Annotated in this window: 7 protein-coding genes and 3 pseudogenes; 5 read left to right on the top strand and 5 right to left on the bottom strand. The window is 62.8% G+C overall.

The annotated features are described in order from the left end of the window. Positions 1–799: 799 nt before the first annotated feature. Positions 800–2584: pseudogene (locus tag AC097W_RS11120) on the bottom strand (copper-translocating P-type ATPase); the annotation flags it as partial. Between AC097W_RS11120 and AC097W_RS11115 the strand changes: the two are divergent. The 4 genes and pseudogenes from AC097W_RS11115 to AC097W_RS11100 form a co-directional block, all read left to right on the top strand. Then, positions 2583–3275 (top strand): annotated as a pseudogene (locus AC097W_RS11115) (phosphohexomutase domain-containing protein); the annotation flags it as partial. The pseudogenes AC097W_RS11120 and AC097W_RS11115 overlap by 2 nt on opposite strands. Further along, positions 3268–5664 (top strand): phosphoketolase family protein, encoded by a 2397-nt coding sequence (locus tag AC097W_RS11110; RefSeq protein ID WP_479602623.1) that lies wholly within the window; start codon positions 3268–3270, stop codon positions 5662–5664. The pseudogene AC097W_RS11115 and the gene AC097W_RS11110, both read left to right, overlap by 8 nt. Further along, positions 5631–6764: an acetate/propionate family kinase gene (locus AC097W_RS11105; RefSeq protein ID WP_479602622.1), complete on the top strand. Its 1134-nt coding sequence runs from the start codon at positions 5631–5633 to the stop codon at positions 6762–6764. Before AC097W_RS11110 ends, AC097W_RS11105 begins: the two co-directional genes overlap by 34 nt. Beyond that, positions 6761–9640: a cation-translocating P-type ATPase gene (locus AC097W_RS11100; protein WP_479602621.1), complete on the top strand. Its 2880-nt coding sequence runs from the start codon at positions 6761–6763 to the stop codon at positions 9638–9640. The genes AC097W_RS11105 and AC097W_RS11100 overlap by 4 nt, the downstream gene beginning before the upstream one ends. A gap of 80 nt (positions 9641–9720) precedes the next feature. Here the strand turns inward: AC097W_RS11100 and AC097W_RS11095 are convergent, their stop codons facing one another. From AC097W_RS11095 to AC097W_RS11080, 4 genes and pseudogenes are all read right to left on the bottom strand, one after another. Continuing rightward, complete coding sequence (locus AC097W_RS11095; protein WP_479602620.1) at positions 9721–10023, bottom strand: hypothetical protein; 303 nt, start codon at positions 10021–10023, stop codon at positions 9721–9723. Continuing rightward, positions 10020–10601: pseudogene (locus AC097W_RS11090) on the bottom strand (DUF6920 family protein); the annotation flags it as partial. The gene AC097W_RS11095 and the pseudogene AC097W_RS11090, both read right to left, overlap by 4 nt. 188 nt (positions 10602–10789) lie before the next feature. Then, positions 10790–12202 (bottom strand): heavy metal sensor histidine kinase, encoded by a 1413-nt coding sequence (locus tag AC097W_RS11085; RefSeq protein WP_479602619.1) that lies wholly within the window; start codon positions 12200–12202, stop codon positions 10790–10792. Then, a complete protein-coding gene (locus tag AC097W_RS11080) occupies positions 12199–12885 on the bottom strand; it encodes a heavy metal response regulator transcription factor (protein ID WP_479602618.1) in 687 nt (228 codons plus the stop codon). The genes AC097W_RS11085 and AC097W_RS11080 overlap by 4 nt, the downstream gene beginning before the upstream one ends. 141 nt (positions 12886–13026) lie before the next feature. On the opposite strand from AC097W_RS11080, the gene AC097W_RS11075 reads away from it, so the two are divergent. Continuing rightward, a complete protein-coding gene (locus AC097W_RS11075; protein ID WP_479602617.1) occupies positions 13027–14133 on the top strand; it encodes a TolC family protein in 1107 nt (368 codons plus the stop codon). Positions 14134–14149 lie beyond the last annotated feature (16 nt).

Genomic DNA, 14149 nt, shown 5'->3' with positions numbered 1-14149 from the left:
ATTGGCAGCAAAAACGAGCCCAGTTCGCTGGGTTTGACGGGAGGTGCGGCCCCACCACCATATTCCCTCAAAAACTGGCCTCTCACCCGCAACGGTGAGAGGTCTTTTTTTACGTTTTCCCCAGCGAAAGCGCACTTTACTGATCTTGCCCCCCTCGCGAGCGCTGTCACCGCATGACGGCAAGAAATGGGCATTTCTATGCGTTTTTCTCTCTCTGTTCTCTGAGACCCTCGCGCATACTCGCTAGGGTCTCTCTATATAAATCAACAACTTACAACAGCGTGGTTGGGTCTGAAAACTGCTTACCAGCAGTCATTCCTTGACGAGAGCTAAGTGCTTAATCCTGACGATCCCGCGTGCCGGTTGTGGGCAGTTTGTCGCGCTTGCTGATCGCTGTGCAGGAGCTATGCGTCATCGTGTTCGTTACAGCAGATGTTCTATCCGGAGTGCTCGCTTGATTCTGTGAAGTGCAGTGACGAGTCCGCGATAGCCTCCGATGGTTCACGACCCCACAAGTCTGAGATTCGCTGGTATTTCAGCCTACCCCTGCATGGGATACCCATTGTGGTGCAGGTGTTTCGGTGCCCCAGGTCCACAGCATTCAGCACCTCGATGCAGTCTGCCATGGCCACATCGTCAGCAGGACCGTTGGCATGAATGTGTAGGTCGGACACACTGCTCTGGTCAGTTCGAGCCGAGACAACATGACCGAAGCAAGGGCTTGCGGTTCGAATAACACGCGTATTGTCCGATCCCGACCCGGCATCGCGTTGTGTCCGCGGCCCGGCCAAACTGAGTATCAGGGCGGCGTGGTCAGTTGCGCTGACGTCTTGGCGGGCTGGGTGATGACGGGTGCGACGGGCTTGCTCGCAACCGCCGCCTTTCCTGGCTGGCGGATGCCTGCCAGCTTGGTGCGCTTCAGCATCAGCGCATTGATCGCCACGATCAGTGTGCTGCCCGACATGGAAATCGCGGCGACTTCAGGACTCAGCACGAACGGGTACAAGACGCCGGCCGCGAGCGGAAACGCGATCGTGTTGTAGCCCACCGCCCACCACAGGTTCTGGTGCATCTTGCGCACTGTCGCGCTTGACAACTCGATCGCGCCGACGATGTCGTAGGGGTCGCTTTTCATCAGCACCACATCGGCGCTTTCCATCGCCACGTCGGTGCCGGCGCCGATGGCGAATCCCACATTGGCCTGGGTCAGCGCTGGCGCATCGTTGACGCCGTCGCCGACCATTCCCACCTTTTTCCCAGTAGCCTGCAGCGCCTTCACCTTCTCGGCTTTCTGGCCAGGCAGCACGTCTGCCAGGACTTTGTCGATGCCCAAATCGGCGGCGATGCGCGTGGCCGTGGCCAGGTTGTCGCCGGTCAGCATCACGACCTCGATCTTGCGTTCGCGCAACTTGGCGATGGCCGCTTTAGACGTGGGCCGGATCGCATCGGCAATGGCAATGAGGCCGACCACCCGCCCGGCCTCCGCCACATGCACCACCGTGCGGCCGTCGCCCTGCAGTCGCTTGGCTTGCGCCTCCAGGGGCCCGAGCGCGAGCTTCTGGTTGTCCATCAGCAGTCGGTTGCCCAGATACACGGTGCCAGCGGCAGTTTCGGCCCGCGCGCCCATGCCGTCGAGGCTTTCGAAGCCGGTTGGCGCGACGATCTTCAGCTTGGACGCACGGCGTACGATGGCCTGCGCCAAGGGATGGTCAGATCCTTGCTCGACGGCGGCAGCGGCGGTCAACACAACATCTTCGGTGACGCCTTCGGCGGTGATGATCTCCACGACCTCGGGCTGACCGACGGTGAGCGTGCCCGTCTTGTCGAAAACGATGACGTCGAGCTTGGTAGCGTCTTCCAGCGCCGACGCGTTCTTGAACAGGATGCCGTTTGCGGCACCCAGTCCGGTACTCACCATCACGGCCATCGGCGTAGCCAGCCCGAGTGCATCGGGGCAGGCGATGACAAACACCGTGATAGTCAGCGTCACCGCCAGCAGCAGCGTCTCGCCGATCACCCAGAACCACACAGCGAAGGTGGTAAGGCCGATGAGGATGGCGGCAATCACCAGCCATTGCGCGGCCCTGTCAGCCAGCAATTGCGCCGGCGCTTTCGAGTTCTGCGCCTCCTGCACTAACTTCACGATCTGGGCCAGGGCCGAGTCGGCACCGACCTTGGTGGCCTTGTAGCGGAAGCTGCCGCTTTTGTTGATGCTGGCACCGACCACCGCAGCGCCCGGCCCTTTCTTCACCGGCATCGACTCGCCCGTGAGCATCGATTCATCCACCAGCGATTCACCGGTTTCGATGACGCCATCGACCGGGATCTTGTTGCCTGGCCGGATGACGACGATCTCACCGGCCAAAACCTCGGCCGTCGGCACTTCGATCTCGGCACCTTTGCGGATGACATTGGCCTTGGTCGGCGTCAGGTTCATCAGCGCCTTGATGGCCGACGAAGCACCTGCTCGGGCACGCATTTCCAGCCAATGCCCGAGCAGGATGAACACCAGCAGCACAGAGACCGCCTCGAAGAATTGCCCGCCCTCTTTGTAGAAGAACGTGGTGAAGGCACTGAACAGGTACCTGTTCCAACACCGGCCGAGTTGGGGTAAGCAAGCTTGTGTTGGCAAGACTGTCGTCAGCAGCCGGCTGATCGACCGGCTCAGCGCCAGGCTCGGTCGTCAACTGGTCGAGATGCCGGTCGGCTTCAAGTGGTTTGCCGCTGGTCTGCAAAGCGGCGCGCTCGGCTTCTGTGGTGAGGAGAGTGCTGGCGCCACATTTTTGCGCCGTGACGGCTCGGTCTGGACGACCGACAAGGACGGCATCGCTGCTGCGCTGCTCTCGGCCGAGATCACCGCGCGCACCGGCCGCGACCCCGGCCAGCGGTATGCGGCTTTGGCCGATGAGTTCGGCAGCCCGGTGGCGCGGCGGGTTGAGGCCGCCGCGACTGTGCAGCAGAAGAAGCAGTTGGCGGCGCTCACACCAAAGCAGATCACCTCGACCGAGCTGGCTGGTGAAAAGGTCGAGAGCGTCCTCAGCCAAGCCCCGGGCAATGGCGAAGCTATCGGCGGCATCAAGGTCAACACCGCCAATGGCTGGTTCGCTGCGCGACCGTCCGGCACCGAGAACATCTACAAGATTTACGCCGAGAGTTTTCTGGGGGCCGAACACCTGAAGCGCCTGCTGCAGGAGGCGCAGACCATTGTTGACAGAGCGATTTCGCCCGTGCCGTCATCGTCAAATTCAAAGATCCAGAAAGGCTCCCATGTCTGACACCTCAGTACGCGACACCCTGACACCCGCCACCCTGCAGAAGATGCACGCCTACTGGCGTGCAGCGAACTACCTTTCGGTGGGGCAGATCTACCTGCAAGACAATGCGCTGCTCGAAGCCCCGCTCAAGCTCGAACACATCAAGCCCCGTTTGCTGGGGCATTGGGGCACGACACCCGGCTTGAACCTGCTCTACGTTCACCTGAACCGGCTGATCAAGGACAAGGACCTGAACATGATCTACGTCATGGGGCCCGGCCACGGCGGGCCGGGCGTCGTGGCGCACAGTTACCTGGAAGGGTCTTACACCGAGCACTACCCGGCCATCGAGCGCAACCGCAGCGGCCTTCAGCGGCTGTTTCGGCAGTTCTCGTGGCCGCAGGGAATTCCCAGCCACGTGTCGCCCGAGTTGCCGGGCTCGATCCATGAAGGTGGCGAGTTGGGTTACTCGCTAGCCCACGCCTATGGTGCGGCCTTCGACAACCCCGACCTCATCGTCGCCTGCGTCGTCGGTGACGGCGAGGCCGAGACCGGTGCACTGGCCACCAGTTGGCATTCCAACAAATTCCTGAACCCGGCGCGCGACGGCGCGGTGCTGCCGATCCTGCACCTCAACGGCTACAAGATCGCCAACCCCACCGTGCTGGCGCGCATCAGCCGCGAAGAGCTGACCGACCTCTTGCGCGGCTACGGCCACGAGCCGCATTTCGTCGAAGGCGACGACCCGGCGCTGGTGCACCAGGCGCTGGCCGGCACGCTCGATGCGGTGCTGGCGCAGATTCAACAAATCCAAGGTGAGGCGCGAGCCCTCGCCGCAGGGCAGGCGCCGCAGCGCCCGCGCTGGCCGATGATCGTCTTGTGCACGCCGAAGGGCTGGACCGGGCCCAAGCTCGTCGATGGCAAACCGGTCGAAGGCAGCTGGCGCTCGCACCAGGTGCCGATCGCCGAGTTCAAGACCGCAGGGCATGTGCAGCAGCTCGAGAGCTGGCTTAAGAGTTACCGGCCCGAGGAGCTGTTTGACAAGAACGGCCGCTTCCTCGATGAGTTGGCAGCGCTGGCACCGACCGGCCAGCGCCGCATGGGCTGCAACCCTCACGCCAATGGCGGCGCGTTGCTGAAGCCGCTGGACATGCCTTCTTTTCGCGACTATGCCGTCGCGGTGCCCACACCCGGCGCTTTGGACGCCGAGGCCACCCGCGTGCTGGGCAAGTTCCTGCGCGACGTGATGCGGCTGAACCTGAAGGCGGCCAACTTCCGACTCTTCGGTCCGGATGAAACCGCATCGAACCGGCTGGATGCCGTGTTCGAAGTCACCGGCAAGGCCTGGCTGGACGGCGTGCAGGAGGAGCGTGACAACCACCTCAGCGCCAACGGGCGGGTGATGGAAGTGTTGAGCGAGCACCTGTGCGAAGGCTGGCTCGAAGGCTACCTGCTGACCGGCCGCCACGGCCTGTTCTCGTGCTACGAGGCCTTCATCCACATCATCGACTCGATGTTCAACCAGCACGCCAAGTGGTTGAAGGTGTGCAACCAGATCCCCTGGCGCAAGCCGATCGCCTCGCTGAACTACCTGCTCACCTCGCATGTCTGGCGGCAAGACCACAACGGCTTCTCGCACCAGGACCCGGGCTTCATCGACCACGTGGCCAGCAAGAAAGCAGACGTGGTGCGCATCTACCTGCCGCCCGACGCGAATACGCTTCTGTCGGTGGCCGACCACTGCCTGCGCAGCCGCAACTACGTCAACCTGATCATTGCCGGCAAGCAACCGGCGCCGCAGTGGCTGGACATGGACGCAGCCGTGCGCCACTGCGCGGCGGGTGCGGGCATCTGGGGGTGGGCGAGCAACGACGCCTCGGACCCTGATGTCGTGATGGCCTGCGTCGGCGACGTGCCGACGCTGGAGGCGCTGGCCGCCGTGACCCTGCTGCGCAGCTACGTGCCCGACATCCGCATCCGCTTCGTCAACGTCGTCGATCTGATGGTGTTGCAACCGCCCTCAGAACATCCCCACGGCCTTGCCGACCACGAGTTCGATGCGCTCTTCACGACCGACAAGCCGGTGATCTTCGCCTTCCATGGCTACCCGGCGATCATCCACAAGCTGACCTACCGGCGGCACAACCACGACAACATCCACGTGCGCGGCTACAGGGAAGAGGGCACCACGACGACGCCGTTCGACATGGTGGTGCTGAACAACGTGGACCGCTATCAACTGGCGCTGGACGCGATCCGGCGCATCCCGCGGCTGGCAGGCCAGGTCAAGGCGGAAACCGCGCGCTTCGAGGCAACCCTGCAACGCCACAAGCGCTACATCGGCGAGCATGGCGACGACATGCCCGAGATCCTGGAATGGCGATGGTCGCCCGCGAAGACCGAAGCGTGAGCGCGCTTAACATCCTGGCGCTGAACAGCGGCTCGTCGTCGCTCAAGTTCGGCCTGTACCGCGTCGATGCGGCTGGAGTCGAGGAACTGCTCAGCGAGACGGTCTCCACAGCCGCCACGGCCGACCATCAGGACGCGCTGACCCGTGTCGCCAGCGGTCTCGCAGCGTCCGGCATGCCGTCACCCGACGCCATCGGGCACCGCATCGTTCACGGCGGGCCTGCGCTGCGCCGGCACGTTCGCATCGACGATGCGGTGCTTCGGCAATTGCACGCTGCGGCGGCCTTTGCGCCTCTGCACACCCCCGCCGCACTGGCGCTGATCCGAGCCACGCAGACGCACTTTCCCGGCATTCCGCAGGTGGCGTGTTTCGACACCCAGTTTCACGCCGGCTTGCCAGACGTGGCGCGGGTGCTGCCGATTGCCCGAGAGCTGCTGTCGGAAGGCATACAACGCTACGGATTCCATGGCCTGTCGCTCGAATCGATCGTGCGGCAACTGGGGCCTGATCTGCCTGAGCGCCTGGTCATCGCCCACCTCGGCAATGGCGCTAGCATCACCGCGGTGAAGGCGGGACTGTCGATCGACACCAGCATGGGCTTGACGCCCAGCGGCGGGGTCATCATGGGCACACGGAGTGGCGATCTCGACCCGGGTGTGCTGGTGTACCTGATGCGCGAGAAGAAGCTCGATGCCGCCAAGCTCGAAGCATTGATCGATCAACACTCCGGCCTGCTGGGCATATCGGGGGTCAGCGGCGACATGCGGCGCCTGCATGAAGCTGCTGCGTCGAACCGTGATGCGCGTCTGGCCATTGAGATGTTCTGCTATTCGGTGCGAAAGCAGGTGGCCGCGATGAGCGCCGCACTCGGTGGCCTGGACATGCTCGTCTTCACCGGCGGCATCGGCGAGAACGATGCGCAGGTGCGCACGGAAATCTGCAGCGGCCTGTCGTGGACCGGCATCAGCCTCGACGAAGTGCGCAACCGTGACGTGAGCAGCCCGCTCATCAGCGCCGGTGCATCTCGCTGCCAGGTGCTGGTGCTGGCCTCGCAAGAGGACGAGCAGATCGCCCGCCACACCGGGGCGTTGCTCGCATGACGCAGGCAGCGGCCGGCCGCCCCCGCGACGCTGGCAACAGCGGCGACATCGCCGACGCGTCTGTCATGGACGCCGCTGCCGTTGCGGCAGCGCTGGGTGTGAACGTCGAGACCGGCCTGAGCGCGCAGGAAGCCGCGAGCCGGCTTGCCAGCAACGGTCCCAATGAGCTGCGTTCGGCGCCGCGGGCACCGGCCTGGCGGCGCGTGCTGGCGCAGTTCCAGGACCCGCTGATCTACCTGCTGCTGGCGGCGGTGGTGGTGGCATTGGTCGCCTGGTGGGTCGAAGGCGTGGGTGCGGGTGCGGAAGGAAGGGGCTGGCCGGTGGACGCGATCGTAATCGCCGCCGTGGTTCTGCTGAATGCGGTGATCGGCCATGTGCAGGAAGCGAAGGCGCAGAACGCGGTGGCCGCGCTGGCGAAGATGACGGCTGCCACTGCAACCGTGCTGCGCGACGGCAAGCCACAGCGCGTGCCCAGCGCCGAGCTGGTGCGCGGCGACGTGCTGGTGCTGGCTGAAGGCGACGCCGTCGGCGCCGACGCGCGCTTGCTCCAAGCCACGACGCTGCGTGTGCAGGAGGCCGCGCTGACGGGCGAGAGCGAAGCCGTGCTCAAGGCCACCGCCACGCTGCCCAAGCCGGCGGCCCTGGGCGACCAGCTCGACATGGTCTTCAAGGGCACTGCAGTGGCGCAGGGCACGGGCCTCGCGGTGGTGGCGGCCACCGGCATGGCCACCCAGATGGGCCACGTTGCGGCGCTGCTGGAGGCGACTGTCGAGGAGCCGACGCCGCTGGAGAAGGAGGTGGCGCGCATCGGGCGCACGCTGGGCCTGGCGGTGGTGGCGATCGCTATCGTGGTGGTGGGCACCATCCTGCTCATCTCCGAAATCCGCAACACCGCCGATGTGGTGCATGTGTTGCTGTTGGGGGTGTCGCTGGCCGTGGCCGCAGTGCCTGAGGGGCTGCCTGCGATCCTGGCGGTGGTGCTCGCGCTGGGTGTGCAGCGCATGGCCAAGCACCACGCCATCGTCAAGAACCTGTCGTCGGTGGAGACGCTGGGCTCGGCGTCGGTCATCTGTTCGGACAAGACCGGCACGTTGACCCGCTCCGAGATGACCATCGAACGCGTGATGACGGTCTCGGGCAGCACCCAGGTCAGCGGGGTGGGGTACGCGCCCCAGGGCCAAGTCAGCGAGTTCCACCCGGTGCCCCAAGGCGGCCAGGGTGGTGCCGAGCTTCCCGCCGGTCCGCTGCGCGATGAAACCATCGTGGTGCTGAGCGGGGGCAGCCTGGCCGGCAACGCCGACTTGCGCCAGGCGGAAGGTGGCGAGTGGGAGATCCATGGTGACCCCACCGAAGCCGCGTTCTTGGTGGCCGAGCGCAAGCTGGGGGTGACGGAGCGGCGCGAGCGTCGCTTCGAACGTGTCGGCGAGGTTCCATTCACGTCCGAGCGCAAGCTGATGACGACGATCGAACGCGACCATGAACACAGCGATGCGCTCGTGGCCATGACCAAGGGTGCGCCCGACGTGCTGCTCGGCCGCTGCACTCGGGCGCGGGTTGGGATGGAGGTCGTCGCACTCGATGAAGCCTTGCGGGCGCGTCTGCTGGCCGACGTCGACACCCTTACCGACGCCGCGTTGCGCACGCTGGCGGTGGCCTACCGGCCGCTCTTGCCTGATGAAGCGGGTGAAGACCCCGCGAATGCGGAAGCACTGGAACGCGATCTGATCTTCGTCGGCACCGTTGGCATGATCGACCCGCCGCGCGAAGAGGCGGCGGTGGCCATCCGCGAAGCGCGCCGGGCCGGCATCCGCGTCGTCATGATCACCGGTGATCACCCTAAGACGGCCGCGCGCATCGCTGCCGATCTCGGCATCGTCGACGCGGGCTCACCAGCCTTGACGGGCGCCGAGATCGATGCGCTCGACGAGACAGCCTTCGCCGAGGCCGTGCGCAGGACCTCGGTCTACGCCCGCGTTGCGCCGGCGCACAAGCTGCGCATCGTTGACGCGCTGCAGGCTGACGGCAACATCGTGGCGATGACCGGTGACGGCGTCAACGACGCGCCTGCGTTGAAGGCCGCCGACATTGGCATCGCGATGGGCGTGACCGGCACCGAAGTGACCAAGGAAGCGGCCAAGATGATCCTGGCCGACGACAACTTCGCCACCATCGTCGAAGCCGTGCGCGAAGGACGCGCCATCCTCGACAACATCCGCAAGTTCCTGCGCTACCTGCTGTCGTCCAATATGGGCGAGGTGCTCACGGTATTCCTGGGTGTGGTTGGGGCTGGCGTGATTGGCTTGAAGTCCACCGATGGTGGCGCCGTCGTGCTGCCGTTGCTTGCCACCCAGCTGCTGTGGATCAACCTCATCACGGATTCGGCGCCCGCACTGGCGATGGGTGTGGACCCGGCTACCGACGACCTGATGGCGCGCAAACCGCGGCATGTGAACGAGCGCCTGATCGATGCCCGGATGTGGTCCAGCGTGATCCAGACCGGTCTGGTGATCGCGCTGGTCAGCCTGCTGACGATGGACTTCTACCTGCCTGGCGGATTGATTGCCGGCACGGGTGACCTCACGACGGCCCGCACGGCAGGATTCACGGTCCTGGTGTTCACGAGCCTGTACACCTGCTTCACCGCGCGCTCTGACACCACCAGTGCTTTCGCCAATCTGTTCGTCAACCCCTGGCTTTGGGGTGCCGTCTCACTATCGCTGGTGTTGCAGGTGGCTGTCGTCCACGTCCCGTTCCTGAACATCGCCTTCGGCACGGCACCGCTGGCGCTGGACCAGTGGCTGGTGTGCGCCGCGATGGCCAGCGTGGTGTTGATCTACAGCGAAGGGCAAAAACTCCTGAGGCGCCGCTGGGGTTAATGAAGCATGTTCTTCAACATCGTGGTGGACATAGCCAAATTGTGCCTCTTCATCGTCTGCGCCTATGCACTGTTGGGTGCTTAGCCGAAGCGCGACATCGCGATCACCCGGATGCCTTGTGTCGCCAGAGCGCCTGCGAATGCCATGCCCAGGTCGTGTCCACCGCCGCCGCCGTGTATGGCCAGCAAGAGAATGCCCGTTCCGATCTCCTGGTACTCGATCGGGCCGCAGCTTGTTGCGATCAGCACGCTGCCCTGCGCGGCATGGGCGCGGGCCCGCTGCATGTCGCGGCTGAAGAGCCATCCGGTCAGGACGGCCACCCCGACAAGTGCCAGGGCCAGGGCCATCAGCGCCTTGCCGCCGCGACGCGTTGCGGGCCTCATGGCATGAACTCGTAGCTCAGCTTGTTGACGCGCCCGACGAAGTACGGCTTGCGCCTGCCAGACCGCATCCAGGCGGCCTCACCCGTCATCGGAAGCAGCATGCCGTCTTGCGGCTTGTAGTTGGACAAAGCGCAGCCCCAAGGCAGCATGACCATGTCTCTGCCCACCCCGGCGCCCCGCGACTCGGCGCACACCGAGGCGATCAAGCCGGCTTCGTTGAAGCTGAACAGCAAGGTCAACGTGATCGGGCCATCAACGAGGGTGGCTTTGGCCGAAGTGTCGCCCGCCGCCTGCCAGCGTACGCCCTGGCTGGGCAACAGCGCGGTGGGGTACCACGCTGCTTCGGCAAAGTAGTACATGAACTCGCCGCGGGCCAGCTCGCCGCCACCGTGTGCGTCGGCCACCGTGAACAGACCGAGCAGCTTGGCAATCAACTGGCCCGTGCCTGCGACGTAGCTGTCCACGACGCGCGCGGGCACACCGGGGAACATGGCCGCCTGGGCGTCCCACAAGAAGCCTAGCCGTGAACCGGCCACTGAGGTGACTACCCGCTGATGCGATGTGAACGGCTTCCATTGCTCCGCGTGTTTGAAACTCCTTCAATGGCGTGTACTGCCCCACGAGGTAATTCGTGGGGAACGATGCAATCGCTGCACCGTTGACTCCAATGTGGAAATTTGTCCCCTACAGAAGAATGATCTGTGGGTTACAGGTCGGTCACGTGGCTGACAACATGGCGACAGGATGTCCGAAGCAGTTTTCACCATCAGGAGATGGCGCGCGTATCTGCTGTATGTACCTCCGTATTTGGAAAACGCAGCGAAAAGTATGTCTTCCCTGACTTTGATGACACCATGATCCCACCACCATGGGCTTCCATGATCGCGCGCGTGATCGCCAATCCTAAGCCTGCACCATCGCTCTCAGGATGAGCCCGAGACTTGTCCACCCGGAAGAATCGATCAAACAGGCGCGGCAGCATCTCTGGACTGATGCTGGCCCCATGATTGATCACTCGCACTTCTGTAGTTTGGTCCAATGTCTCAATTTGGATAGTTACAGCCGTTTGGGGATCTGCATGACGCAGTGCATTGGAAAGCAGGTTGCTCAGTGCGCGCCGAAGCATCAAGCGGTCACCGCTCACCGTCCCGTTCCCGATCAGTTCCAGGCGAATACCTTTCTCCGAGGCCAAAGCCTCGTAGAAGTCAAACAAGGCCTGCACTTCTGTGGCTACGACGATGGCTTCTCGGCTGGGGAGTGCGAGACCATGCTCGGTCTTTGCCAACAACAGCATGTCCGACACCATTCGGGCCAAACGCTGGAGCTCTTCCGAATTGGAGGCAAGCACGTCCTGGTAGTCATCATTGCTTCTTTTGGCAGATAAAGTGACCTGGGTTTCCGTCAGAAGATTGCTGATGGGAGTTCTGAGTTCGTGCGCTAAGTCCGACGAGAACTCGGACAGTCGGCGAAAGTCTTCCTGCAGGCGGTCCAGCATGTCGTTCAGAGTGGTGGCCAAGTCTGCCATTTCCACTGGAACAGCGTCCACTGGCATGCGCTCCCCCAATTTGTTGGAAGTCACTGCTTGGGCTCTACTCTTCATGGTTCGCAGTGGCGCCAGCCCTCGGTTGGCCGCAATCCAGCCCAGCACACCACTGAATAGGGTGGCCAGAATCACATAGATCGTCAGGGTTGCCTGGAAATGCATCTGGAAATGGTCATGCAGCTTGGTATCCAGTGCGACCCAGACGGTCAAAGGTTCGTCTTTTTGCAAGGGCGATGACACTAATGCACCCAAGGCACGGTACTGATGTCCCTCGTTTTGCCAGTTCAGCATGGTTTGAGCCTGCAGGTCTTTGCCTACATTTCGAACGGACTCATGAGGAATTTTCAGATCTTCTGTCGCGTACAGGGGCACCCCATTGGCCCCGACGGTTACGATCAGGCCTTCGTGGCTGTGCAGCACCTCGCTCAGACGCTCCTGCAGATCTGCCTTCGAGCTAGCTTTGGCAGCTACCTCCTGGATGAGGTGGATTTTGTCCTGCAGGATGCCGCGGTCCAGATCCTCAAAGTGCTGGTTCATAGTCAACGACGTCAACCAACCCAGGCCCAGCAAAACAGTTGCTGATGCCAGTGTGTAAAAAAGGGTGAGACGGGTCGTCAGTGAGAAACGCGGCGTCATGGGTTGGATAGTGGTGATTCCAAAACATACCCCATGCCCCGCACCGTCTGGAGCAGCTTGGGCTCAAACGGATCATCAATCTTGCTGCGCAAGCGACGTACCGCCACCTCAATCACATTGGTATCGCTGTCGAAGTTCATATCCCAGACCTGCGATGCAATCAGGGACCGAGGGAGCACTTCACCTTGCCTGCGCATCAGCAGTTCCAGCAAGCCGAACTCTTTAGAGGTGAGCTCTATGCGCTTCCCCGCACGACTCACGCGTCGGCGCAACAAATCAAGTTCTAGATCGGCCACCTTCAGCGCGGTAGCTTCGACCCCGGACTTTCCCCGGCGCAAGATCGTTCGCACCCGGGCCAGCAACTCTGCAAAGGAAAACGGCTTGACCAAATAGTCATCCGCTCCCAGCTCCAAGCCCTTGATCCGGTCTTCCACCTGGTCTTTGGCCGTCAAAAAAAGCACCGGCACGCTGCGCCCTTGCCTGCGCAAGCTGCGCAGCACATCCCAGCCATCCAGCCCGGGCAGCATCACATCCAGAATGACCAAGTCGTACTCACCTTCGAGCGCTGTGTGCAGTCCGTCATTGCCGTTCTGGGCCAGATCCACGGTAAAGCTAGCTTCCTTGAGCCCTTGGCGCAGGTATTCGCCCGTCTTGGGCTCGTCTTCAATGATCAATATCTTCACAGTCGGCATCCTTTTCCCGAGTGTGCCCCGATTGGAACGCCCGACATCGTAAATTACAAATTTGTAATCTAAACGACAGCTTGATGTTGGGTACCCCCCGATACAGTTCGGGCAGTTTGAAATAACCTTAAAGGCAATGCCATGCATCGTGTTCCGATTCTGCGACGCAAACCGTTACGTCTAGCGACGCTCGCCCTATGCGTTTTGGTGGGTTCGGTGTCTGCACAGCAGCTACCCCAAGAGACCGACTGGCGCCGAGCCAATGATGCCGTTGGCGCGTTTAAGCGGGGCCATGTCGACATCCTCAAGTGGGAGCAGGCCAACCTGCCCGCCGAATCGCCCCAGATTGCCAAGCCCCAGGGAACAGTGCTACTCACCATTGAAGATGCCGTGCGCCGTGCTTGGCTGGTCCATCGTGAGCTGGCGCAGGTTCAGTCTCGATTGGGTGCGCAGAACGTGCAGATGATCGCCACAGGGCGCTGGGTGGACCTAGACCCTAGTTTGCAACGCAGGGTGGAAGACATGGGGGAGTTGTTGGAAGTGGCCATGCAAGCACGAAAGGCTTGGGTGGAAGCTGTCACGGCGCGTCAGATCGTGGGCCACCAGCAAGCCAGTCTGGAGGCAGCCCAAGCCGCCAGCGATCTGGGTAAGCGGATGGTCGCCCTGGGCAACTGGAGCCGGCTGCAACAGTCGCCTGTGCAACTAGCCGAGGCCAAAGCCCGCATGGAGCTGCGGCGCGCCAAGTTGGCCGCCACCCAGGCGCAGTCCAAAATGATCAAGCTGCTGGGTCTGGCTGGCTTTGAAACCTCGCTGGTCTTACCAGAACAGTTGCCCGACGTGCCGGCCAACGCTATGTCTGAGGCCGATCTGCAAAAAAGCGCTGCTGCCATCCGGGGGCAGCTCCCATACGCGGAGGAGCTGCGCAACAAGGCACTCGCCCAGTCGGCCATTGAAGCCTACTTGGCTGCGCACAACCAGGCGCTGGACAGCCGCAACTTCGTACTCAAAGAGCGCGAGTACATCACCGAAGAAACTGTGCTGCATTACAACGGCATGCTCAAAAGCGTGTGGGACCTGCTGGAAGCGACTCGCAACCAATCGCAGGCCACGGCCGATGCCATTGGTGCACAACGCGACTTCTGGATCGCGGAGGCCGATTTGCAGTGGGTTCTGCAGGGCGGTGCCCCGAGTAGCTTCGTATCCTTAGGCGGTGGTGGCGGTGAATCCGCTGTTGCCGCTGGCCACTGATTGCGTCGAACGCATT

This window comes from Rhodoferax sp. GT1R46, from assembly GCF_056521285.1.
Note: the sequence above shows the minus strand (reverse complement) of the source record. Positions and strands in the feature narration are given on the sequence as shown.

Excerpts from the sequence above, each read along its gene's own strand:
- AC097W_RS11085 (WP_479602619.1), bottom strand. The coding sequence starts at position 12,202 with ATGACGCCGCGTTTCTCACTGACGACCCGTCTCACCCTTTTTTACACA.
- AC097W_RS11095 (WP_479602620.1), bottom strand. The coding sequence starts at position 10,023 with ATGAGGCCCGCAACGCGTCGCGGCGGCAAGGCGCTGATGGCCCTGGCC.
- AC097W_RS11105 (WP_479602622.1), top strand. The coding sequence starts at position 5,631 with ATGGCGATGGTCGCCCGCGAAGACCGAAGCGTGAGCGCGCTTAACATC.
- AC097W_RS11100 (WP_479602621.1), top strand. The coding sequence starts at position 6,761 with ATGACGCAGGCAGCGGCCGGCCGCCCCCGCGACGCTGGCAACAGCGGC.
- AC097W_RS11110 (WP_479602623.1), top strand. The coding sequence starts at position 3,268 with ATGTCTGACACCTCAGTACGCGACACCCTGACACCCGCCACCCTGCAG.
- AC097W_RS11075 (WP_479602617.1), top strand. The coding sequence starts at position 13,027 with ATGCATCGTGTTCCGATTCTGCGACGCAAACCGTTACGTCTAGCGACG.